Genomic DNA, 21,638 nt, shown 5'->3' with positions numbered 1-21,638 from the left:
GAACCAAGAACCGACGACCGAGTGATCTGGGTCAACGAGCAACGTCGCGCCGACGGACGTCCGCGGAAGGCCGGTTCTGACCTCCTCGCGCACATCACTATCGCGGCAGATCCGTGCACGCGATGGCGTTGGTGGCCAGTCAGGTGAGTCACGGCATTACCCGGCAGCGGGCTGTACCGCGCATTGTGGGGGTACATACGATCGGCCCTTCACGACGGCACACGGATCGTGGCTGATCCGCTTGAAGCTCTGCGTGGAGACTTTGTCGTTGCCGTAGGTCGCGAGCAGGTCCTCGGTGCAGGTGTACGGGAGGTTGTACGCCGCGGAAGGATACACTTCGATGGATTGCTTTCTCCCGTCACGGGTCACCTTGTATGTCGGACCGCCGGAGAATCCGCTGGTGCGCAGGCGTCCTCCCTTCGTTGTGCTGTGCGAGGTCCGGACACCGCGAAGCACCTCGACGTACTTGTGGCCGTTGATGGTCGCAGTCAGCGGCGCAAGCTTGCTGTAGTCCTCGACGCCTGTGCCATCCGGCCAGATCCGCGAGATCAGCCCACCGGACGAGGTGAACAGCGCGTCTCTGTTCTCGAAGTGGTTGATGATCTGCATCGATGTCATTTCCCAGGTGCCCACCACGCAGCCGTCGAGCGCTGGGTTGACCGAAACAGACGGCGATACCGATGGTTTGGCCGAGGGGCCACTGGCGCTGGCTCGACTGCCGGCGGAGAGTGCGGCGGAGGCGCTATCGCCTTCGTTGCCGGATCCACGCCAGGGTTGGCTCAGAAGTCCACCTGCCAGGAGCAATGCGGCAACAGCGACGGCAGCGAGCCACACCGTCCTGGCCCGGACGGCGCGTGGTTGGCTTTCCGTCTCGGGGTACGCCGCCAGCGGCACGGCTTGCGCGTCCGGCGGTGTGGAACTTTTGGCCGGCGGCACGACCGCCAGACCCATGGTCTTCGCGACGGCCGCCTTCGCAGTCACAGCATCGGTGACGGCGGGCTGCGTGGCACCGGCCTCCGTGACACCGGCCTCCGTGACAGCAGAACCCGCGCCGGCGCTGTCGGCCGTAGCCGTAGCCGTAGCCGTAGCCGTAGCCGGCGGGCTGGCCGGCCTCGGTTCCGGAATGGCCGCCGCTGGCCCTCGACCTGCTTCGGGTTCCTGGAATGCAGTGGGCGCGGCCTGCGTGGGCGGCGGCGCCGCGAGCGTGTCCGGCAGGCCACTGTCGTGGGTGGCACTGTGGTGCGTGGCCTTGGTTGGCCACCATCGGGGCCGGCGCCGTGCCGGGGCCGGTGCGGGCGGCCGGCCGGCCGGGCCACGTTGGTCAGCAGTTGCCGGGCCGGCTCGGTGCCGAGACGGCTCACCGGATCCTTGATCAGCAGTCCCTTGATGACAGGCCAGAGCCGCCCGGCGTGCGCCGGCGTGGCCGGCTGGCTGTGCAGGATCGCGGCCAGCGTGGCTTGGGTGTCCTCCCGCTGGAACGGGGACCGACCGGTCACCGCGGTGTACAGCGTGACGCCCAGCGCCCAGAGGTCGGCGGCGGCGGTCACGGGCTGCCCGTTGATCCGCTCCGGCGACAGGTATGCCGGCGAACCCACCAGCTGTCCGGTGGCGGTGAGCGCGGTGGCGTCCTCGATGGCCGCGATGCCGAAGTCGGTCAGCACCACGCGGTCGGTGTCCAGCAGGATGTTGGCCGGTTTGACGTCGCGGTGCGCGATGCCCTCCCGATGGGCGGCCCGCAGCGCGTCCAGGACCTGCAACCCGATCTCGGCGGTCCGCTGCTCGGTCAGCAGGCCGTGCGCCTGGATCGTCTCCGCCAGGGAACGCCCGTTGATCAGCTCCATGACGATCCACGGCCGGCTCTGGTCGGTGACCACGTCGTACACGGTCACGATGCCCGGGTGCCGCAGCCGGGCGGCTGCCTGGGCCTCCCGCAGCGCCCGCCGCACGAACGTATCCGCCGGATCGACCGGGCCCTCGCCGGTGCTGGGCAGCCAGATCTCCTTGATCGCGACATCCCGGCCGAGCAGGGTGTCATGCGCGCGCCAAACCGCGCCCATCCCGCCTCGCCCCAGCGGCCCCGTCAGCCTGTAACGGCCGACCACCACCCGGGCCATCCCATCAGCCATGGCGTAAATCTATCGGGTCCACGCGAACGGGCACGAGTACAGAGGGCCGCGGATTCCACACCCGACAGCAGGCCGGGCACCCTTCCGGTCACCTGGCCACACGGCGGTGCCGCGGCGCCTATCCCCGACCAGTCGCCCGAGACCCTCGAGTCTCACCAGAGTCGCCCGTCTATCCGTCCCACCGGACGCCTCCTCACGATCACCTGTATCAGCCTGGTGGTAGCGCAGCATCGATGCGATTTGTATCGATAGACTCCCGAGATGGGAGAAGCCGCCAGGCTCCCGAGATTGCCTGTCCGGACCGCGGATCGCGGCGGTGGAGGCTGGACTGGGGCGGCGCGCCGGGACGTTTCGGTCGCTGCGTGGTCTCCCGGCCGCGTCGTGTGGCTGATCGCGGGCAGTGCCTGTGCGTCGGCGCTCACGTAATTCCGTGAGCGCTGACAGCCTGTGTCGCGTCGATCTTCGCCGTGATGTGGCTGGGCGCAGTGGGTCTTGTCCTGATGCTGGTCGTGCTGACACTGCTCGCGGCCCACGAGCTGGCCGGCATCGAGGTGATCACAGCGAACGCGGCCGATGCGCTGACAACGGCGGCCGAGATCGTCTCGCCAGGCTCCTGCCGGAGCTCGACGGCCATAGCCCGGCGTAGGCGGTGGCCAACAGCTGGGCCACGACGTCGGTTCTTGGTCCGTCGCGTTTCCCCTCGGGCACCTTCAGGAAGCCGATGACGGGCCCCTGCCGTCCGGATCGACGATGGACGCGCTGTCGGGTTCGTCGAAGCCGGGCTCCTTGATGTACCCCGGGGCACGTGCCCAGAAGGCGGCGATCTGCTGGGGATCGTCGGCATCGCATCCCAAGATCCAGATCAGGCGGGGCACCCACGCCGGCAGCAGAGGGGAACCTTCGCATCGCGTCTCCGCGGTCGTTACCGAGCGCGGGGAAGTCCGAGAGATCGGAGCGAGGGCTGCCCGCCGGACGGCCGCGCGTACCTGGAGGTTGGTTGGGCGGGTAGAGGGCCGTCATCTGATGACGGGTGATCAAGGCGGCTGCCCTTCGGCGGTCGCGTCGACTGCCCCACCTGTGAGGATCGGTCGGGTTGGTTACGAATCGTGGTGAGGTCGCTACCTGCATCGTCACGCCCCTGGCTGGGGCGGTATTCGGCGCTCGATGAACGGGGCCAACTCGGCGACGACCTCGCACGTCCGCTTCGAGGGCTCCCTCGACGTGCTCGGCAGCACGCCGACGTCCAGGTCCACGGCAGTCGAGGCGTTGGTCACGAACACGATGCGGCAGTGGCTGCCGATGTCGCCGGGCCTGCTCTCCTGGGACTGGTAGTAGCCCCGCTCGGGCACCCGGGTGAACTCCCGCTGGGATACGCGCTCCCGCACCGTGATGAATCTGTCCAGATCGTCGTACTTCTCAATGGTGACCTGCACGTTGCTGAGGTAGTACTCGCGTGAGTTCGAAATCGTCGAGAAGTAGACGCAGGTGGTGCTGGAGCCGGCGCTTGCGCTGGAGCCGACGTCGCGATTACCGGCTCCGATGAGGTGACCCTTGTTGAGCCGCAGCGTCTCCAACTCCTTTGTGGTGAAAAAGTCACACGGATCAGTCATTGTCCGTACGTCCACCGAAGGCTCAGGTTCCTCACTGCACCCCGTCAGCCCGATGACAGCCACTATCGCTCCGGCGACCCAACGACGAAAGCCGATTCTCATGCCGTCCTTGATACCGCCCAGCCGCCAAACTGAGAAGGCCCTTGGGCGCGATGTTGCCAGCTACAGAAGCATGCCGGACTACAGCGCTCGCAAGCCGTCGCCTTCCCATACGTAAGCCCCCGACCCGGCGGGCAGGCCGACGACGGACGGTCGCCCTGCTGGATTTCCGTGTAGACGCGGTGGCGTACCGGCTCGGGCGTGTCCGAGCGGCTGAAGACACCCACGCGCACGTTGGCGCTGGAATCCTTGGCGAGCAGGTCCCGTGCTGGTGGGGGCAGTTGCGGGTGCTCGGCGACCTGGCGGCGGACCTGGTGATCGGGGTCACCGGCCAGCCGCGTGGCCAGTTCCGTGGTCAGGAGTGCGTGGCGTACGGCTCCGGCGCGGGTGACGGGATCGGCGAGTGTCGGGCAGGGGAGGCTGACGTCGGACGCCAGGGTCTTGGTTCCGCGGTGCAGGAGCATTCGGCCCAGCACATCGCCCGGCAACACGCTCAATTGCCGTCGGGTCCGCTGGGTGCCGCCGGCGCGCGGGACTGCGCTCGTAGCCAGGTGAGCACGGCCAGGGTCCTGGGGTGCTCGGGACCGAGCAGCCGCGTGAACTCGTTGAGCAGGTGGCGGAACTCCGCCTGCGCCTCCGCGTACCGTTCCTGCTCGGACAGCACCGCGGCGAGGGTGCTGCGGGTGTTCAACGTGTCGGGATGATCTGCGCCGAGCAGGCGTGTCCGGGTGGCCAGCAGGTCACGGAGCTCCGCCTCGGCCTCGCCGAGTCTTTGCTGCTTGACGAGCACAATCGCGATGCTGTTGCGGGTGCTCAACGTGTGGCGGTGCCCGGCGCCCAATGAACGCGTTCGAAGGGCCAGCAACTCACGGAATTCGGTCTCCGCCTCGCCGTGCCACCCCTGCTCATCCAACATGACGGCGAGGTTGCTGCGGGCGGTCAGCGTGTCGCTGTGCTCGGCACCGAGCGACCGGGTGTGCATGGTGAGCACCTGGCGCAGTTCCGCCTCCGCCTCGCTGTGCTGTCCCTTGCGGCTGAGCACTACTGCGAGGCTGTTGCGGGCGTTCACGGTGTCCGGGTGCTCGGGGCCGAGCAGCCGGGTCCGCGCGGCGAGCAGCTCGCGGAACTCCTCCTCCGCCGCGTCATAGCGCCCCTGCATCTCCAGCACTACGGCGAGGTTGCCGCGAACGACAAGAGTCTCGGCATGTTCGGCGCCGAAGAATCGGGTTCGGTCCGCCAGCAGGTCACGGAATCCGGTCTCCGCCTCGCCGAGCCGCCCCTGCTCGCGTAGCACGACGGCGACGTTGTTGCGGGTGGTCAAGGTATCGTGGTGCACGACGCCCAACAGCCGTGTCTGCGTGGCGAGCACCTTGCGGAACTCCTCCTCCGCCGCGTCATACCGCCCCTGCCTGTTCAACACGAGGGCGAGACTTGCTCGGGTGTTCAGGGTGTCGGGGTGATCGGTGCCAAGCTCCTGCACCCGTGCGGCGAGCACTTCGCGGAACTGCTTCTCCGCATCGCTCCGCTCGGTCTTGTCCAGCAGGACCGCCAAGCGGGTATTGGTCTCCAGAGTGTCCGGGTGTTCGGCACCGAGTAATCGCGTGCGCGCGGCGAGTACCTCCCGGAACTCCTCCTCCGCCGCCCCGAACCGTCCCTGCTCGAAGATCACGACCGCGAGCCGCTGCCGGATGACGTGGGTGTCCAGGTCCTCTGGGTCCGCGGCGGGGTGTGCAACGCAGGCTCGAAGGAGCGCGACGCAGCACCGGGCCAACCGGTGCGTCTGAGCTTCCCGCGGAACGGATTCGTACAGCTGCCGCAGCTGGGGCAGACCGAACCGATCGGCGTGTCGGCCGATACACGACTCGATCGCCTCGTCGAAAGGTAGCTCTCCGGCGGAAGCGACACGTATTGCAGCAGCGATCGTCCGGAGCGGGTCACAGTCGAGCACGGCACTGGTCGCCGCAATGGCATCCGGACTGTGCGCGGCGGCTCTGCCGAGGGTGCTCAGCATGCGTTCGGTGCGGATGTCGTCCTCTCGGGTGGCGTCGACCAACAAGCGAGCGAGTGCCGGACTGCGGGCGACGGTATGCACGGCATAGTGCTCCAGCAATACCGCAGGCAGCCGAGGAGACAGCCAGTCCGGCAGCTGGTGTGGGTAGAGCCCTCTCAGCCAGTCGGCAAGCTGACCTGCCCGGTCATTCCCGACCACACCTGCCGGGGACCGTAGGTGGGTGAGCAGGCGCCGGGCGGCCTCCTCGTCGGCGGCCCCGACCAGCGCCGCAAGTAGGAGCGCCTGCTCAAGGACAACGCCAGGCAGGTTCTGAAGTTCTGCCTGTGAGACGGACGCCTGCCAGCGGTGCCGCTCGGCGACGAACAGGTCAGCCGCCACGTTGGCGAGGTCGACTGTGCCACCCACGTCGGTGCGCGCGGCGAGCGCGGCGGCGGCGTGCAACAGTGCAATCGACGGCGGTGGGTCTTTCGGCTTCAGGGTCACCTGTGGAACCGGCGCCGACTCTGCCACGAAGCATCGGAGTGCCCGAGCGAACATCTGCTGCTGGCTCTTGGCATCCTTCACCACCGCCGGCACTGTCAGCTGCGGCCGGTACGGCAACCCAGCCAGCACCCGCGCGGGCTGACGGCTGCGGACGGCAGCCCACCACGGGTCGTTCACCCGGCTGATCACGACCAACCGAACCTCGCTGCCGGCGGTCTCTGCCCAGGCAATCAGGGTCGCCTGAAGGTCGTCGCAGGTGTCCGCATCGTCGACCACCAGCATCACTCGCCGCTGCAACGCTGCCGCAGCAGCCACCGCCGCCGCGCCGCGACCGGGCACCGCCCAGGCACAGGGGATCGCGAGCCGCTCGGCCACCTCGACCAGTAGCCGACTCTTGCCCACGCCGGGTGCGCCATTGACGTAGAGCACCGACGCCCGTGCCGGAGAGTCGGCGAGGGCCCACTGCACCACCCGGCGGGCCAGCCGGTCATGCAGCACGCTGAACGGTACGGCCCGCCGGCCTGGCAGCAGCATCGTCAGGAGACTGGCGTCGTCATCCTCAGGCCACTGCGGGCTGCCCGGTGCGGTGGTGGTCACCGCCCGCCAGGCGTTCTCCCGGACCAGCTGATCGCCACGACGCTGCCACAACATTCCCCCGTAGATGCCTGCACCGCCGGACGCCACACCCAGGCCGGCCGCTACGTACCAGGCGACGAAGTTCGCCAATGCCGCGGTCACCCCGGCGGTCAGTAGCAGGCCCACCCCAGCAGCCCCGGTAGCACGCAGCCTGAGCCAACTCGCCCACCGGCCATTCACGACAGGCGCTCCCTCCGCACGATGACGTCCATCTCACTGTGCGGTGCCTACCGCCCATGCTGAAACCGATGTTCGGATGGAACCGTCATCTGTTGCGTCACCGGAGACTGGTTGGGGTGATGATGTGAAGTATGACCTGACCGTCGATCGCCCCCGACGGTCGGCGCGAGGTCGGTGAAGTGTGGCCCGTCAGCGAACCACCGCGGCGCGCGGTAGGTTGTGACCCCTCCCCATTCCGGCGCGGTAGCCGGAGCGGGAAGCTCCGTCGCATCCGGCACGGCAGGCAGGGCATGGGCGGTTGGCGTGCGACGGAGGCGGGGTTGGCGGTGGGTCTGCGGGTGAGTGGCCGCAATGCGCGGTTCCAGCAGTGGGAAGCTCTCCTCACCAATCGGACCAAGCGGCAGCGTCGCGGCGAGTTCCTCGTGCAGGGCGTGCGCCCGATCACCATGGCCGTCGAACACGGCTGGCAGATCCGAGAGCTGCTCTACGACGCCGACGCTCAACTGTCCGGCTGGGCACGGAAAGCCATGGACACGGTCCGGGCCGAGAAGATCGCCGTCTCCCGTGAGCTGATGTACGAACTCGGCGGTAAGGCAGACACGGTCCCAGAGCTGCTGGCGGTGGTCGCGCTGCCGGAGGACGACCTGCGCCGTATCCCGATCGCTCCGACCATGCTCGCCGTCGCCTTCGATCGGCCCACCAGCCCCGGCAACATCGGGACCCTTGTCCGGTCGGCGGACGCCTTCGGCGCCGACGGCGTCATCATCACCGGCCACGCCGCCGACGTGTACGACCCGAAGGCGGTCCGGGCGAGCACCGGCTCGCTGTTCGCCCTGCCCGTGGTCCGGGTGCCCGCACCCCAAGCCGTTCTGTCCTGGGTCGCTGACATCCGCGCTGACGGTATCGGCATGAACATCGTAGGAACCGATGAGCGCGGCGCACTGGACGCGGCCGAGTACGACTTCACACAGCCCACGCTGACGTTGATCGGCAACGAGACCACCGGCCTCAGCTCCGGCTGGCGTGGGGCCTGCGACCAACTCGTCCGGATCCCGATGTTCGGATCCGCCAGCTCCCTGAACGCGGCTACCGCCGCCACCGTCGTGCTGTACGAATCGGCACGCCAGCGGACCGCTGCCGCCCGGCGGTAGCGCACCGATCGCCGGGCGGTAGCCCGGATGCCTCGTACGACACCCGATCCGGCCGGCTCGCCGAGAGTCTCTGACCAGGCGGTGTACTAGCCTCACCCCGTGCCGAACGGCGACGAGGACGACGAGCTGGTGCTCGGCGCGATGGAGTGTTACGAGCGCGCGGTGCACCGGGTGGCGCAGGACTTCGCCCGGCGGGGTGCCGTCATTCAGCCGGTGGGCGTGCACCTGGACACCCTCGACGCCTTACCCGTGTGCTTTGGCAGGCGGGGTCAGGCGCGGGCGGGCGTCCTGGGCAGTCTGCGGCCGACTGGAGCTGGCGGTCGTGGAGGTGGCCGACGTGCGGCAGGAGAAGGAGTTCGATGAGGGCGATACCTCCTGGCCCGGGTGCCTGCCCGGGCACTCTCATCCCCCCACCGCGGCCCTCGTCGACGGCGTTGCCTGCTGGCAGTGTCCGCGCAGTCGCGAATCCGTCTTCCCGATCGGATAGCCAATCGGCACCACGGCGACGATCAGTCACGACGCCGCCGATGGTGAATGATCGGGCGAGGCCTTGACCTCATGTGCGGTTGAGCTCCATGCGCGGTTGAGGTTTGAGACTGGCTCCGGCGACGAGGGACTGCGGGAGGCGTACGGATGCGGGCCGTGGTTTTCCGGCAGGTCGGTGGGCCGGAGGTGCCGGAGTGGGGACAGATTGCGACCCCGGACGCGGGGCCCGGCGAGGTCCGGGTGCGAGTGCGGGGCGGCCGGCGTGCAGCCCATCGACTGCGCGGTGCGGGCCGGGTTGACGCCCGCCTGGTTGGAGTCGAGATTGCCGGGCGTGCCGGGTAACGAGTTCGCCGGGGTGGTCGATCAGGTTGGTGCCGGGATCGCCGGGATCGTCGTCGGTGACGAGGTGTTGGGCTTCGGCTTCATGAACGCGGCGGCCGAGTTCATCGCGGTGCCCGCCGACCAGGTGACCGCCAAGCCGGCCGGGATGCCCTGGGATGCCCCGGGTCATCGCACGTTTCCGATTCATCACGCCGTTTTGGTGAACGTTGCGGGAAAGCGCCACGAAGGCAAAAACCAACATTGACGTGGATTGTGACCTCTGTCATCTTGACAATTGTCTCCGCGATCTCGTTTCGCGTGTCGAAATGCCGGCCCGGACATCTCCCCGTGTGCGGTGACCTCACCATTTACGGCGGTGCCTGGTAAGGAGTCGAACGCGGCCCCGGCAGATCTTGCTCCGGCTAATCCTCTTGCGTTCCGAACAGTATTCCCGACGACATTTCCCGGTAACCCCGGACCGTCGTGGATTCGTTACGTTCGGCAGCGCCCGGCAGGGGGCCGGGAAGATCGGGGAGAGGAAGCATGCGCAGAAAACTGATCCGGCGATTGTTCGCCGGGGTCACGGTGGTGCTGGTGCTGGTGCTGGTGCTGGTGCCGCTCGCCCCGTCGTCCGCGTCCGCGTCCCTGGCCGGGGACGTGCAGTGGGCGCCCTGCGAGCAGGACACCAGCGCCCTGTGCGGCACCCTGGAGGTACCGGTCGACTGGTCCGATCCGGACGGTCCGACCATCGAGTTGGCGCTGGCCAAACGGCCGGCCACCGAGCCGGCGGTGCGCCGCGGTTCGCTGATCGTGAATCCGGGCGGCCCGGGTGGTTCCGGCGTCGACTCGGTGCTGTGGGCCAGTTACGGCGACGAACTGCGTCGTCATTTCGACATCGTCGGATTCGACCCACGCGGGGTGGCCCGCAGTTCGCCGATCATGTGCACGCTGGACAAGATTCTCGATTTGCCGGGCGGCCCGATCAAGACGTCCGGCGCATTCGCGGCGATGGTTGCCGCGAGCCGGGCACTGGCCGACGACTGTCGCGCCAACACCGGGCCGGTGTTCGACCATGTGGACACGCTCCAGGTGATCCGGGATATCGACGCTATTCGGGCGGCGGTCGGTGACGCCGAGCTGAATTTCTTCGGTATGTCGTACGGCACGCTGATGGCCCAGCAGTACGCGGAAATGTATCCGAACCGGGTACGCGCCATCGTCGCCGACAGCACGATGGATCACAGTCAGGACGCCCGCGGCTTCGCCGTCACCCAGGCGGCCACCGGGCAGGACTCGTTCGACGAGTTCGTGGCCGGCTGCGCCCGACTGCCGCAGTGCGCCCTGTACGGGCGCGACATCCGCCAGTTCTGGCAGCGGCTGCTCGACCGCGCCGCCCGGGGTGAGCTGCCGGACCCGGACGACCACAGCTACAAGATCACCCAGCCGGACCTGGTGAACTTCGTGCTGCGCAACGTGAACTACCAGCCGTACTGGCTCGACATCGCCGCCGAGCTGGAGCGGGTCGACTCGGGACGGCCATCGGGGGCGTCGGCGGCGGCGAGCGAGTCGGCCGAGGAGGAACCGAGGGTCGTGCCCTTCGCGTACCAGGCGGTCCTCTGCCAGGACTGGAACCTGGCCGCACGGGACTTCCGGCAGTGGCGTTCCATCACCGCCGCGGCCCAACTCGTCGCGCCGGACCTACCGGACCCGCCACGGGCGACGGTCGGGGCGATCTGCCTGGGCTGGCCGACCCCGGCGGCCAACCCGCAGCGGCCGGTCACCCCGACCAATGAGGCGAAGCTCCTGTTCGCCAACTCGCTGCATGACCCGGCGACCGGCTACAACTGGGCGCTCGGCGCCGCCGAGCAGTTCGGCGATCATGCCGAACTGCTGACCTACGAGGGTTGGGGGCACATCGTGTACGGCCGGGTGGCCTGCGCAGACGAGGCGATCGAGGCGTACCTGATCGACCTCGTCGTGCCGGCGGAGGGTGCGCGGTGCGCCGCGGCCCCGCCGCCGGGGACGGCGTCCGCCGGCGCCCGTGGCCGGGCGTCGAGCCCGGATGCCGGGCCCGCCGCGCAGCCGCTGGTCCCGTTGCGTGGTGAGTCGGAGCTGCCGACCTGGCTGTTCTGACCGATCGGGCGGGGTGGCCGGTTCGCCGAGGCGAGCCGGCCACCTCCGCTGCCGACGGCCGCGGACCGGAGGTCCTGCGCTGTGGCCGTCGCTCGTCGGGTGGCAGGATCCGTGGCATGCAGTTCGCAGAGGTTCGCCGCCGTCGTCGGATGGTTCGGCACTACGCCGACCGGCCGATCAGTGCCGAGGTCACCGAGAAGATCCTGGCCAGTGCGCTACGAGCGCCGTCGGCCGGCTTCTCCCAGGGCTGGGCCTTTCTCGCCCTGACCGCACCGGAGGATCGTGCCAGGTTCTGGCGGTTCGTCCCGACCCGTGTCGCGCAGACTCCCACCATGCAGAACGCGCCACTCGTGGTCGTGCCGCTCGCGCACAAGGCTGCCTACCTCGCCCGGTACGCGGAGGCCGACAAGGGCTGGACCGACCGGTCCGAGGCTCGCTGGCCGGCGCCCTACTGGTACATCGACACGGGCATGGCCGCGCTGATGATGCTGCTCACCGCCGTCGACGAGGGTCTGGACGCCTGCTTCTTCGGCATCACGCCGCAGGCGGGCGAGGACTTCGAGCCCGAGGTCGACGTTCCCGCGCACACGGCCGCCGTCAAGGCCGAGTTCGGCATCCCCGACGAGTACGCACCGATCGGCGGGATCTGTGTCGGCTACCGCGCCGACGACCTGCCACCGCAGAGTCCCGCCGTCGGTGCCCGGCGTCGCGACGCCAGCGCGGTCATCCACCGGGGGCAGTGGGGCACCACCACCTGAGCCCGATGGCGGGCCACGCGCGGCGGAAGAGGCCTGTCTTCGAGGGTGAACCGCTGGTCGTGCCGGTCGCCGGTCACGACCGTCCCGACCATCTCAATCTCCTCGGTTGTCGTTGCGGTTGCGTTCGATCGCCTCGGCGATCCGCTTGATGCGGCGCAGTCGGGCGTCCCAGGTGGCACCGACGGCCGACAGTTGGGCGACAGCTCGGGCGAGCTGCGCCTCGTCGACGCGGTAGTGACGTTCGCGGCCCGCCGGTGTGGCGTGGATCAGACCGACCCGGTCGAGGACGGCCAGGTGCTTCGCGACGGCCTGCCGGGTGACCGGCAGCCGCTCGCTCAGTGACGTCGCTGTGCCCGGTCCACCGGACAGCAGAAGGTCGATCATCGTGCGCCGGATGGGATCGCCGATCGCCGACCACAGGGCATCGTCGACCGTCGTGCTCATCCGGTGGCGACCAGCCGGCTCAGCCGACCGCCGGGCGATGACGCCCCAGGTGTGGCCGGGTGACCTGTGCTTCCCGGTTCCTGATCGGTCTGGTCACCTGTTTCGCCAGGCAGGACGGTATCCCTGCGGTGGCCTGCGTCGCCTGCTGCCGGTAGGTGCTGGGCGGCACGCCGACCAACTCGGTGAAGCGGGTGCTGAAGGTGCCCAGCGACGTGCAGCCGACCGCGAAACAGACCTCGGTGACGCTGAGGTCGCCGCGGCGCAGCAGCGCCATCGCCCGCTCGATGCGCCGCGTCATCAGGTAGGCGTACGGCGATTCGCCGTACGCGAGCCGGAACTGACGGCTCAGGTGCCCGGCCGACAGGTTCACCCCGCGGGCGAGCGCCTCGACGTCCAGCGGCTGCGCGTACTCCCGGTCCATCCGGTCGCGGACACAACGCAGCAGCGCCAGATCGCGCAGGCGCTGCTCCGGAGCGGGTTTGCCGGTCACCCGGGCGATGGTGCCACGCCGCGCTGCGGCGCACCACCCGACCCGGCGGCCGGCGAGCGGGTCGCCGCGACCATGAGCCACCGCTGCCGGATCAGGAAGCCACCGGTGCCGGATCAGGACGCCTGCCGCCGAAGGTGCTCGGCGAAGGCGGCCTGACCGCCGAGACCCAGCATGATCGCGTTGCGGTAGGCGACCGACCCCCACAGGTGGAGTTCCTCGTCGTCGATCTTGCCGAACACTCCGGCGAGGGCCTTGCGTTGGCGACGGCCGAGGATCTTGTCCGGTCGAGCGAGCAGGTCACCCTCCTTGCGCAGGGCGGCGAGGTGGGCGGCGACGGCCGAGACGTATCCGTCGCCGCCGAGCTCCTCCAGCATGCCGAACTCGAACATGTGCAGCGCCGCCTCCGACTCCCAGTCCCGGGGCCGCTGGACGTGGCGCACCAGCATCGCGTACCGCGCCTCGAACAGCAGCAGGACCCCGCGGCCCAGCCGGCTCAGCGGCCGGCGGCTCGACGGCAGCCGGAGGGTGCGTACCGGCCGGCCGGCGGCCACCTCGACCGCACCGGCGTAGGAGGGCATCCGCACGCCGCCCGGGACCGGGTCGGGGACGAGGCAGACCCGCTCCGCGTCGTACGTCGGGGACTGCTGGCCGGACAGCGACCGCACCGCCGCCGCGGACAGCTCGGCAATGCGACGGTCATCGGCCGCCGCGCCGGGTTCGAGCGCGTAGACCATGCCCGGCACGCCGGGTGCGGGCACCCCCAGCCTGCCCGAGTTGCGCAGGAAACCCCAGGTCGTCTCCGCCGTCCGGCTGCGTCGGGCAACCTCGGCGGCGGTCTCGCGCCAGTCGCGGGCGAGCCGCAGCCGCTCCCGGACGTCGGTCGCGTCGGCGATCTCCAGCAGCGCCCGGGGCAGCACGGCGGTGGGGCCGACGTCGAGTGGATCGGTGGCCACCGGGGGGCCGAGCGCGGCGTGTTCGGCGCAGTCCGCCTCGGTGTGCGGGTTGCCGGGCGCCCCGTGGCAGTCGGCCAGCCAGGTGACGTCCCGGCTCGCGGCCTGCCGGGCGAAGGCCGGCGACGGCAGCATGCCGGCGCGCAGGATCGTCTCGTACTGCACCCGCGAACGCGCCGTGCGCAACGTGTCGAGCGGCAGCACCGGAGACAGCGCCAGCACCGCGTCGAGGATCGCGCAGTGCGGGCAGCCGGACCCGTCCGGCTCGGCGAGGCGGTACTCGCGCAACTGGTCGACGCCGGGCTGTTCCCACTGCACACCGACGCCGCCGCCCTCGCGGAGCATCAGGTAGAGATGAGTGGTGGCGCCCCGCTCCCGGGTGGCGGCCACCACCTCGTCGACGAACCTCCGCTTGCTGACGGGCTCCACCGCCACACTGTATGAGGCGACGTCAGCACGGCCGAGGTGGAGCGCCGTCGGCGGGAGTTGGGTAGCCGACAGAAATCGGAGAGGCTTTCGCGCGTTACTACGCTCGGGGGATGGCAGGCGCGCAAGACACGGACGTGATGGTCCTCGTGTACGACCTCGACAGTGGTAGGCGGATCTCCGGAGCACGGCTGCCGGAGCGGCTCGCCGACCGTGCCGACGACATTCGTAAAGGGATCCAGGCGGGCGTCGGCACGGTCCTGGAAGGCATCCGTGGCCTACCCCGCGACTCGCGCTGGGCCGCCGACGAGGTGAGCGTCAGCTTCGCGCTGACCCTGGAGGCGGAGGCGGGTGTGCTGCTGTCGAAGGCGAGCGCGGCGGCGACTCTGGAGGTTTCGGTGGTGTTCCGGCGCGTCGAGCCGGTTGAGAACTCGGCCGGCGGCTGATGCTGGGCCGGGTTCTCCTCGACGACCGGAACCGCCGGCTGGACAACGGCGGCGCGGTGGCGGTGAGCCGGCGGCTGGCGGTCACGGCGGCCCACGTCATTCCCGCGGGCTTCACCGGCGAGGTGAGCTTCGGGACGTTGGACGGCGGGTTCTCGGTGGACGTGACGCAGGTGCGGCGCGACGAGGAACTCGACGTCGCGGTGCTGACGCTGGCGGCGGACGTCCCCTACGTGACCGGGGTCGCTCGGGCCTCGGCGGGGGAGCGGTGGCGGGTGCCGGTGCCGGTGGCGCTCGACGATCCGCATCTCAGCGGAACCGTGACGGTGACCAGTCGCGGCTACCGCAACAGCCTCGGCCACGAGGTGCAGGCGATGCAGTTGCGGGTGCAGGAGGAGGTCAAGGACTACCAGGCGTACTCCGGCAGTGGTGTGACGCTGCCGGATCGCGGCGGCCGGGTCGCGGGGATTCTGATCGAACAACAACCCGAACGGGCCACCGCGGCCGGCGACGCCCGGCCGCTGGCCGCGAACGTGCTGTACGCGGTGCCGATGACGGTCGTCGCCGAGCGGTTCGGGCTCGACATCGCGCCCGGCGTGTTCCGGGTGGAGGAGGAGCCGCCCGGCGCGTACGACGTGCTCGCCGCCGCCGAATCGATGCACCGCAAGCTGCCCGCCGTGCTGCCGCCGCTGCCCGACCGGGCGGCGGTGGACGCGGCGGTGCCTCGCCTGCGGGCCACGGTGGAGTTCATGTGGCAGTACGCCTGGCAGCCGCTCATCCTGCTGGTGCCGCAGCTGGAGATGGCCACCTGGTGGAAACTGTTCGGCGCCTACGCCTCGCCGGTGCTGCGCGACTTCAAGGGACTCAACCCCCACCAGCGCCACCGCGCGGCACTGCGCGTGGAGCGCGAGACAGTCGCCGCCCCGTGGCAGCTGTGGGTGGTCGGGGGCGGCGGGCAACCGCCGTACCCGGGTCTGACGTTCGGCAGCGCCAGGCTCGGCCGGGCCCTGGCCGAGGCCGTGACGATGCCCGGCTTCGACGCACACCACACGGATCCCGCGGAACTGGCCCGCCGGCTGAGCCCGAGCGTCGGGGCATACCTGACGTTGCAGTGGCACCGCCTGCATCATGGGCAGGAGGCCGCCGATCCGGACCTGCCGACGCTGCTCCGGGTGCCGGCGCGCAGGGGCTGGTTGTCGGCGCATCACGCGTTCGGCAAGTTCGACGACGGCTACCGTGAGGAGCCGCGCGGCGAGTACGGCGGGCTGCCACCCCGTGAACGCTGGGTCGGCTCGCGGGTGACGTTGTACGAGAACACCTGGCTCAGCAGCAAGACCTTCTCGCTGCGCCCGGCATTGGCCGGCGCCGCCCTTCGGTGAATACCGGACAGCTCCGGCCGGCGGCTGACAAAGCTGTCCGACGTCTACGATGCCGATGGCGCGGAGCACGGAATCGGTGCCGGCGACAGCGACTCGGCGAAGTGGGGCGTTACCGTGACATCGGGCTGTTCTTCCCTGGGCGGTGCGGAGGAGACCGCGTGGACGATGTGACCCTCCGAGCCCTGCACCTGCTCGAGGAGGCCCAGGCCGGCGGCGCGGCCCAGGTGTTGGCAGCCGCCGAGTCGGCGCTGCGCGAACCCACCGGAGAGATCCGCGACGGGCCGGCCGCGATGCATTTCGCCCGCGTCGTGGCGTTGACCCGGCTGGGTGACCTGCGCGCCGCGATCGTCGCCGCCGACCTGATGCTGGCCGCCGCGGAACGCGAGGGCGGTGCCGGGTGGCGCTCCTGCGCGCTGTCGCTGCGGGCCACCAGACGACTGCGCCTCGGCGACCAGGACATCGCCGACTACGACGTCGCGGCGGTGCTGCGGGATCTCGTCAGCGCCGAGAGCGCCCTGCTGCCGGCCGAACCCGACCCGGTGATCGCGGGTAACGCCCATACCGGGATCGCGATCGGGTACGCCCAACTACGCCTCTACGAGTTGGCCGCGCCCCAGTTCCAGGCGGCGTACGAGGCGACCTGCCGGGCGTCGTACCCGGACAACGGCAACCGGGCGATGTGGCTGTGCAACCTGGCCGAGCTCAACCTGATGTGGACGCTGGAGCTGTACCAGGTCGGTCAGGTCGCCGAGGCGGAGAAGCACACCACCGCGGCCGAGGAGTACGCGGTGCGCGCGGCGACGGAGGCCTCCGGGCCCAAGGCGCAGGTGTGGCGACTGTCGGCGTTGCTGTACGCGGCGTGCGCGCGCGCCGACCGGCAGGACCCGGCCGGGGCGGCGGCGGACATTCCGCGGTACATTGCCCGGCTACGGGCCCACGGGGTGGATCCGCGGCAGCAGGAAATGCTGCTGTGCCAGCCCTTCCACGCGGTCGCGCTCAGCCGCTCGGGGCGGCCGGACGAGGCGCTGCGCGTCATCGAGGAGGCGATCGCCGCCCTGTCGCCCGACAGCGACTGGCTGATCTGTGCGGCGCTGCACCGCACGCACGCGGTGCTGCTGTCCAGGAACGGGTCGCGCGACGCCGTGCCGGGTCTCACCTACGGCGACGCGCTGGCCGAACTGCTGTGGCGGCAACGGCACCGGTGGCTGCACGCGGCGGTGAGCATGCAGTCGTACGACGTCCTGCGGTGGCAGCACGAGCAGGCCGAGCGCGCGGCGCAACTCGACGCGCTCACCGGGGTGGCGAACCGGCGCGGTCTCGACAACTTCCTGCAGAACCTGGCCACCCCCGCCGCCACCGACGAGCCGGTGGCGGTGCTGGTCGTCGACCTGGACCGGTTCAAGCACATCAACGACTCGCTGGGGCACGCCACCGGCGACGACGTGCTGCGGGCCGTCGCGCAGGTGCTCACGGCCAGCGTCCGCAGGGGCGACTTCGTGGCCCGGTTGGGCGGGGACGAGTTCGTCGCCATCCTGCCGGGCGCCGATTCCGGCGCCGCCGAGCAGATCGCCCGGCGGACCGTGGCCGCGGTGGCCGGGATGACGGCCTGGCGGGCGAAGGTCAGCGTCGGGGTGGCCAGCGGTCCGGCCTGCCGACTCGGCGAGACCCTTACGCAGGCCGACCGTGCCATGTATGCGGCGAAGCGGGCGGGCGGGAACCGGGCGAGCTGTCGTCACCCGGCGCCTTGACCGGCGAACGGGGTGGACACCGAGCCGGTCCGGGTCAGAGGTAGTCGAACAGCGGGGGAAGGACCAGGACGACGATCCAGGCCCAGCCGGCGTACACCGGCAGGTAACCGGTCTGCCAGCGTTCGAGGGCGGCGAACGGCGTACGGCGACGGGCGAAGCCCAGCATCAGCCACGCCGACCAGGCGAGGTTGGCCAGCAGGATCACGTTCTCCCCGAGCGCCGCCGCCTTGTTCGGGGTGGTGCCGTACTCGGTGATGCGCTGGGTGATCTCGCCCAGCACCAGCACGTCGATGACGAGCGCGCTGAGCACGAGGGCGAGCTGCAACTTGTCGAACAGGCCGGGTGGAGCCAGCGGATCGCGGGCCGAGATCGAGTAGAGCAGCAGCCCCAGCACCACCACCAGCAGCAGGTCGAAGAGGATCAGCGCCTCCCGCTCGACGTCGATGCCGGCGCTGGTCCAGCCGAGGGCGACGAGGAAGGCCAGCAGCACGGCGGTGAACAGCGGGGTGAACAGCCGTGTGAGCACCGGGGCGATGTTCTCCACCACGCTCTGCTTGGCCTCCACGAGCCAGCCGGCCACCACCACCGCGGCCACCACGCCGGACGGGACGAGCCACTGCGAGATGAAGCCCTCCGGCTCGATCCCGATGGCCTCGAAGGTGCCGAACATGAACGCCATCAGCACACCGCCACCGAGGGCGATGAGGACGAAATACACGAAACACTCGCCGGTGAAGCGGATGAAGTCCATCCGTCTGCGGGAGGAGCGCAGGTCGCCGGCGACGTAGGCCAGACCGACCACGAACCACAGGGCGATGGGGAGATGGATGCTGGTCAGCACCAGCGACTGGGAGTCGTCCGCGAGTGGATAGGCGTTGGCGGCCACCGCGCCGAGCGCGAAGAGCGCCAGCAGCACGCCGATCAGCGCCGGCCGGGCCCGACGACGCCAGGCCAGGAAGGCCGCCAGCCAGGGGAGTGCGAACAGGGCGAAGTTGGCCGCGTAGAACCCGGCGTCCTGTTCCAGGCTCATCCCGAACAGCTCGGGCACCTTGATCGACACGGCCGCGCCGGCCGCGCAGCTGACCATCGCGACCAGGTCCCGCCGCGACCGGGTGTCGGTCGCCGGGTCGGTGGTCCCGCCGGTCAGCACCAACTGCTTCCACAGCCGATCCGAATGCTCCCTGGCGAACTCGCGGGACAGGTCGTCCAGGCCGCCGAGCCGCTTGACGGCGACCAGGAACGCCTCGTCGGCGCGCAGGCCGGCGGCGACGAGTTGGTCGACCGAACCCCGCAGATGGTCCTCGAGTTCCTCGGCGTCGGACGGCTGTAGCTCCGGGCGCCGTTGCACGTAGTGACGCCACTGGGTGAACTGGGCCTCCAGGCCGTCCTGGCCGTCCATGGCGGTCATGCCGGACCCGCCAGCGGAAACGCCGCCGACCGCCGACCGCCGTCGGGGCCGACCCAGATCTCCTTGAGTGCGTTCACCACCGTGTCCCACTGGCGGCGCTGCTCGGCGAGTTCCGCCAGGCCGCTGGTGGTGATCCGGTAGTACTTGCGGCGTCTCTCCCCGGGGACCGACTGCCAGCTCGACTCCACGTGCCCGAGGCGTTCGAGCCGGTGCAGCAGCGGATAGAGCAGGCCCTCGGTCCAGTCCAGTTCGCCGCCGGACAGCTCGTTGATCCGTCTGAGGATGGCGTAGCCGTAGCTCTCGCCGTCGGCCAGGATGCCCAACACCATCGGTGTGGCCGAGGCGGCCACCAGATCCTTTGTCACCTTCATGAGACCCTCCCACCACCAATACCTAGAACTATGAGGCATAGTAGTTCTAGGTATTGGTGGTGGCAAGCGAGGGTCATCCCGCAGGTGGCGCGCCGCCCGGCGAAGGCGGGATCAGCGGCCTGCGCCGCGAGCGCCCGGCCGGGCCCGGCTGGAGAAGGACGCCGCGGATCGCGCCGGCACCGACCGCGTCGACGCGGTCGGCGAGGGCTTGCCACCGCGCCTTCCCCGGCCGGAATGAGCGGCCGGCGTCTCGTGCCGCACACCGGCGGGCTGTGGCACGGGCTGCGGGACCAGGGTGCGTTCCCCGGGGGCGAGTTCGCGCAGCAGCGCGTCGCCCGGACGCAGCCGGGTGGTGGTCGCCGCGATGCCCGCCTTGCGGGTCAGTTCCCGCACTTCCGGTGCCTGTGTGTCGGTCATCAGCGTGACGACCGTTCCGGCCGCACCGGCCCGGGCGGTACGGCCCGAGCGGTGCAGGTACGCCTTGTGCTCCACCGGTGGATCGGCGTGCACGACGAGGGCCACGTCGTCGATGTGGATGCCCCGGGCGGCGATGTCGGTGGCGACGAGCGTCTGCACCTCACCGTCGGAGAACGCCCTCAGGTTCCGGGCGCGCGCGGTCTGCGCCAGGTTGCCGTGCAGTTCCACGGCGGTCACCCCGGCCGCGACCAGCCGGCGGGTGAGCGTCTTCGCCCCCCGCTTGGTCCGGGTGAACACCACGGTCCGGCCGGGCGCGGCGGTCAGGTCGACCAGCACGGCGAACCGGTCGTCGGCGCGGACGTGCAGCACGTGGTGCGTCATCGCGGACACCGGCGACAGTGTCGAGTCGACGCTGTGCACGGCCGGATCGGTGAGGAACCGCCGCACCAGAACGTCGACCCCGGAGTCCAGGGTGGCGGAGAAGAGCAGTCGCTGCCCGCCGCGCGGGGTCTGCTCCAGCAGTCGCCGTACGGTCGGCAGGAAGCCGAGATCGGCCATGTGGTCGGCCTCGTCGAGCACGGTGACCTCGACGGCGTCCAGGTTGGCGTGCCCGGCGTCGACGTGGTCGGCGAGCCGACCAGGGCAGGCCACCAGGACGTCGACCCCGGCGCGGAGCCCGGTGATCTGGGGGCGGGCGGCGACGCCGCCGAAGATAGTCATCGTGCGCAGCGAGAGTGCCTGCGCCAGCGGCGCCATCACGCTGTCGATCTGGGTGGCCAGTTCCCGGGTCGGCGCGAGGATCAGCGCCCGGGGCGCCCGGCCCGACGCGCGTTGCCGGTGGCGGCCAGGCGGGTCAGCACCGCCAGGGCGAAGGCGTATGTCTTGCCGGAACCGGTGCGACCCCGGCCGAGCACGTCCCGCCCGGCGAGCGCGTCGGGCAGGGTCGCGGCCTGGATCGGGAACGGCCGGTCCACCCCGGTCGCGGCCAGTACGCGGGTGAGTGCGTCCGGCACGCCGAGGTCGGTGAAGGTCAGGGAACTGGGTGAGGTGCTCTGTTGCGGGCGGCGTGCCGCCATGAAGGCTCCGAACGTCGAAGGGACGCCCCGCCCGGCGCTGACCGTCTGGCCGCGGCGCGTGGTCTTGGGGCATCGAACCCGGCCCACCGTCACGGGGGCCGCAGGGCCAGTCTACCTGAGCCCGCTGCCTGTCGACGGGCGGTGAGCGGTGCGGCGGGTGGTGCCGGTCAGGACGGTGCCACGACCCGCCACCGGCTCTGCCCGCCCATCCACGCCCCGGCCAGGATCTCCGCCGACTTCCGGCCCGGGCACGGATAGATCTGCGAGCGGCCGGCGCCGCCGCCGGTGCGGGCCTCGACCTCCCACGTCTCGCCGTCGGTACGGATGTAGACGTCGCGACGCCCTCGCACGGTGTGGTCGCCGTTCCACCAGTGACGCTCGATTCTCACCCTCCGACCGTATAGCACCAGGTCCGAGAGCGAAACGTTGGTGATCTTGGTATTGCCGGCTATCGCGTATGGAATTCGCATCCTGACCGTTACGTTCGGGTTC

General features: G+C 70.3%; 20 protein-coding genes and 1 pseudogene. 8 read left to right on the top strand and 13 right to left on the bottom strand.

Annotation, left to right across the window (positions count from 1 at the left end):
* Nucleotides 1–156 precede the first annotated feature (156 nt).
* The 6 genes from KIF24_RS20285 to KIF24_RS20260 form a co-directional block, all read right to left on the bottom strand.
* Nucleotides 157–981 (bottom strand): hypothetical protein, encoded by an 825-nt coding sequence (locus tag KIF24_RS20285; RefSeq protein WP_221085397.1) that lies wholly within the window; start codon nt 979–981, stop codon nt 157–159.
* The gene (locus tag KIF24_RS20280) at nt 978–2,126 is read right to left on the bottom strand and encodes a serine/threonine-protein kinase (RefSeq protein ID WP_221085396.1); all 1,149 of its coding nucleotides are present in this window, start codon (nt 2,124–2,126) and stop codon (nt 978–980) included. The genes KIF24_RS20285 and KIF24_RS20280 overlap by 4 nt, the downstream gene beginning before the upstream one ends.
* A gap of 710 nt (nt 2,127–2,836) precedes the next feature.
* Nucleotides 2,837–3,001, bottom strand: a complete 165-nt coding sequence (locus KIF24_RS20275) for a hypothetical protein (protein ID WP_221085395.1) — start codon at nt 2,999–3,001, stop codon at nt 2,837–2,839.
* A gap of 255 nt (nt 3,002–3,256) precedes the next feature.
* Complete coding sequence (locus tag KIF24_RS20270; RefSeq protein ID WP_221085394.1) at nt 3,257–3,736, bottom strand: hypothetical protein; 480 nt, start codon at nt 3,734–3,736, stop codon at nt 3,257–3,259.
* A gap of 98 nt (nt 3,737–3,834) precedes the next feature.
* Nucleotides 3,835–4,299, bottom strand: coding sequence for a hypothetical protein (locus KIF24_RS33200; protein ID WP_230415780.1), 465 nt, complete (start codon nt 4,297–4,299; stop codon nt 3,835–3,837).
* Nucleotides 4,300–4,328: 29 nt separating this feature from the next.
* Nucleotides 4,329–7,091, bottom strand: coding sequence for a tetratricopeptide repeat protein (locus tag KIF24_RS20260; RefSeq protein WP_221085393.1), 2,763 nt, complete (start codon nt 7,089–7,091; stop codon nt 4,329–4,331).
* Nucleotides 7,092–7,465: 374 nt separating this feature from the next.
* Here KIF24_RS20260 and KIF24_RS20255 point away from each other — a divergent pair, with 374 nt between their 5' ends.
* The 5 genes from KIF24_RS20255 to KIF24_RS20235 all read left to right on the top strand — a co-directional run bounded on the left by KIF24_RS20255 (nt 7,466) and on the right by KIF24_RS20235 (nt 11,994).
* The gene (locus tag KIF24_RS20255; RefSeq protein WP_221085392.1) at nt 7,466–8,296 is read left to right on the top strand and encodes a TrmH family RNA methyltransferase; all 831 of its coding nucleotides are present in this window, start codon (nt 7,466–7,468) and stop codon (nt 8,294–8,296) included.
* A 99-nt stretch (nt 8,297–8,395) separates the two neighbouring features.
* Complete coding sequence (locus KIF24_RS20250; RefSeq protein WP_221085391.1) at nt 8,396–8,659, top strand: hypothetical protein; 264 nt, start codon at nt 8,396–8,398, stop codon at nt 8,657–8,659.
* Nucleotides 8,660–9,044: 385 nt separating this feature from the next.
* A complete protein-coding gene (locus tag KIF24_RS33195; RefSeq protein ID WP_331461209.1) occupies nt 9,045–9,368 on the top strand; it encodes an alcohol dehydrogenase catalytic domain-containing protein in 324 nt (107 codons plus the stop codon).
* A gap of 278 nt (nt 9,369–9,646) precedes the next feature.
* Nucleotides 9,647–11,236 (top strand): alpha/beta hydrolase, encoded by a 1,590-nt coding sequence (locus tag KIF24_RS20240; protein WP_221085390.1) that lies wholly within the window; start codon nt 9,647–9,649, stop codon nt 11,234–11,236.
* A 116-nt stretch (nt 11,237–11,352) separates the two neighbouring features.
* Nucleotides 11,353–11,994 (top strand): nitroreductase family protein, encoded by a 642-nt coding sequence (locus KIF24_RS20235; protein ID WP_221085389.1) that lies wholly within the window; start codon nt 11,353–11,355, stop codon nt 11,992–11,994.
* 93 nt (nt 11,995–12,087) lie between these two features.
* On the opposite strand, the gene KIF24_RS20230 is transcribed toward KIF24_RS20235, so the two are convergent.
* The 3 genes from KIF24_RS20230 to KIF24_RS20220 all read right to left on the bottom strand — a co-directional run bounded on the left by KIF24_RS20230 (nt 12,088) and on the right by KIF24_RS20220 (nt 14,307).
* Nucleotides 12,088–12,438: an ArsR/SmtB family transcription factor gene (locus tag KIF24_RS20230; RefSeq protein ID WP_221085388.1), complete on the bottom strand. Its 351-nt coding sequence runs from the start codon at nt 12,436–12,438 to the stop codon at nt 12,088–12,090.
* A 19-nt stretch (nt 12,439–12,457) separates the two neighbouring features.
* Nucleotides 12,458–12,928: a helix-turn-helix transcriptional regulator gene (locus tag KIF24_RS20225; protein WP_331461208.1), complete on the bottom strand. Its 471-nt coding sequence runs from the start codon at nt 12,926–12,928 to the stop codon at nt 12,458–12,460.
* A gap of 113 nt (nt 12,929–13,041) precedes the next feature.
* Nucleotides 13,042–14,307 (bottom strand): hypothetical protein, encoded by a 1,266-nt coding sequence (locus KIF24_RS20220; RefSeq protein WP_221085387.1) that lies wholly within the window; start codon nt 14,305–14,307, stop codon nt 13,042–13,044.
* A 110-nt stretch (nt 14,308–14,417) separates the two neighbouring features.
* On the opposite strand from KIF24_RS20220, the gene KIF24_RS20215 reads away from it, so the two are divergent.
* The 3 genes from KIF24_RS20215 (at nt 14,418) to KIF24_RS20205 (ending at nt 17,874) form a co-directional block, all read left to right on the top strand.
* Nucleotides 14,418–14,750 carry a CU044_2847 family protein gene (locus tag KIF24_RS20215; RefSeq protein ID WP_221085386.1) on the top strand — a complete coding sequence of 111 codons (333 nt, stop codon included), beginning with the start codon at nt 14,418–14,420 and terminating at the stop codon, nt 14,748–14,750.
* Entirely contained in the window at nt 14,750–16,126 is a 1,377-nt protein-coding gene (locus KIF24_RS20210) for a serine protease (protein WP_221085385.1), read from the top strand. The genes KIF24_RS20215 and KIF24_RS20210 overlap by 1 nt, the downstream gene beginning before the upstream one ends.
* Nucleotides 16,127–16,284: 158 nt before the next feature.
* The gene (locus tag KIF24_RS20205) at nt 16,285–17,874 is read left to right on the top strand and encodes a GGDEF domain-containing protein (protein WP_221085384.1); all 1,590 of its coding nucleotides are present in this window, start codon (nt 16,285–16,287) and stop codon (nt 17,872–17,874) included.
* A 34-nt stretch (nt 17,875–17,908) separates the two neighbouring features.
* On the opposite strand, the gene KIF24_RS20200 is transcribed toward KIF24_RS20205, so the two are convergent.
* The 4 genes and pseudogenes from KIF24_RS20200 to KIF24_RS20185 all read right to left on the bottom strand — a co-directional run bounded on the left by KIF24_RS20200 (nt 17,909) and on the right by KIF24_RS20185 (nt 21,535).
* A complete protein-coding gene (locus KIF24_RS20200; RefSeq protein WP_221085383.1) occupies nt 17,909–19,282 on the bottom strand; it encodes a permease prefix domain 1-containing protein in 1,374 nt (457 codons plus the stop codon).
* Complete coding sequence (locus tag KIF24_RS20195) at nt 19,279–19,653, bottom strand: PadR family transcriptional regulator (protein ID WP_221085382.1); 375 nt, start codon at nt 19,651–19,653, stop codon at nt 19,279–19,281. The genes KIF24_RS20200 and KIF24_RS20195 overlap by 4 nt, the downstream gene beginning before the upstream one ends.
* Before the next feature lie 111 nt (nt 19,654–19,764).
* Nucleotides 19,765–21,146, bottom strand: a pseudogene (locus KIF24_RS20190) (DEAD/DEAH box helicase).
* A 167-nt stretch (nt 21,147–21,313) separates the two neighbouring features.
* The gene (locus KIF24_RS20185) at nt 21,314–21,535 is read right to left on the bottom strand and encodes a hypothetical protein (protein ID WP_221085381.1); all 222 of its coding nucleotides are present in this window, start codon (nt 21,533–21,535) and stop codon (nt 21,314–21,316) included.
* Nucleotides 21,536–21,638: the final 103 nt, after the last annotated feature.

The organism is Micromonospora tarapacensis (assembly GCF_019697375.1).
GTDB classification, from domain to species: Bacteria; Actinomycetota; Actinomycetes; order Mycobacteriales; family Micromonosporaceae; genus Micromonospora; species Micromonospora tarapacensis.
The sequence above is the reverse complement of the archived record's forward strand: the minus strand, read 5'-3'. Positions and strand labels throughout refer to the sequence as shown.

Coding starts and splice junctions, on each gene's coding strand:
- KIF24_RS20210 (WP_221085385.1), top strand. CDS start 14,750: ATGCTGGGCCGGGTTCTCCTCGACGACCGGAACCGCCGGCTGGACAAC.
- KIF24_RS20270 (WP_221085394.1), bottom strand. CDS start 3,736: ATGACTGATCCGTGTGACTTTTTCACCACAAAGGAGTTGGAGACGCTG.
- KIF24_RS20230 (WP_221085388.1), bottom strand. CDS start 12,438: ATGAGCACGACGGTCGACGATGCCCTGTGGTCGGCGATCGGCGATCCC.
- KIF24_RS20280 (WP_221085396.1), bottom strand. CDS start 2,126: ATGGCTGATGGGATGGCCCGGGTGGTGGTCGGCCGTTACAGGCTGACG.
- KIF24_RS33200 (WP_230415780.1), bottom strand. CDS start 4,299: ATGCTCCTGCACCGCGGAACCAAGACCCTGGCGTCCGACGTCAGCCTC.
- KIF24_RS20200 (WP_221085383.1), bottom strand. CDS start 19,282: ATGACCGCCATGGACGGCCAGGACGGCCTGGAGGCCCAGTTCACCCAG.
- KIF24_RS20215 (WP_221085386.1), top strand. CDS start 14,418: ATGGCAGGCGCGCAAGACACGGACGTGATGGTCCTCGTGTACGACCTC.
- KIF24_RS20235 (WP_221085389.1), top strand. CDS start 11,353: ATGCAGTTCGCAGAGGTTCGCCGCCGTCGTCGGATGGTTCGGCACTAC.
- KIF24_RS20240 (WP_221085390.1), top strand. CDS start 9,647: ATGCGCAGAAAACTGATCCGGCGATTGTTCGCCGGGGTCACGGTGGTG.
- KIF24_RS20195 (WP_221085382.1), bottom strand. CDS start 19,653: ATGAAGGTGACAAAGGATCTGGTGGCCGCCTCGGCCACACCGATGGTG.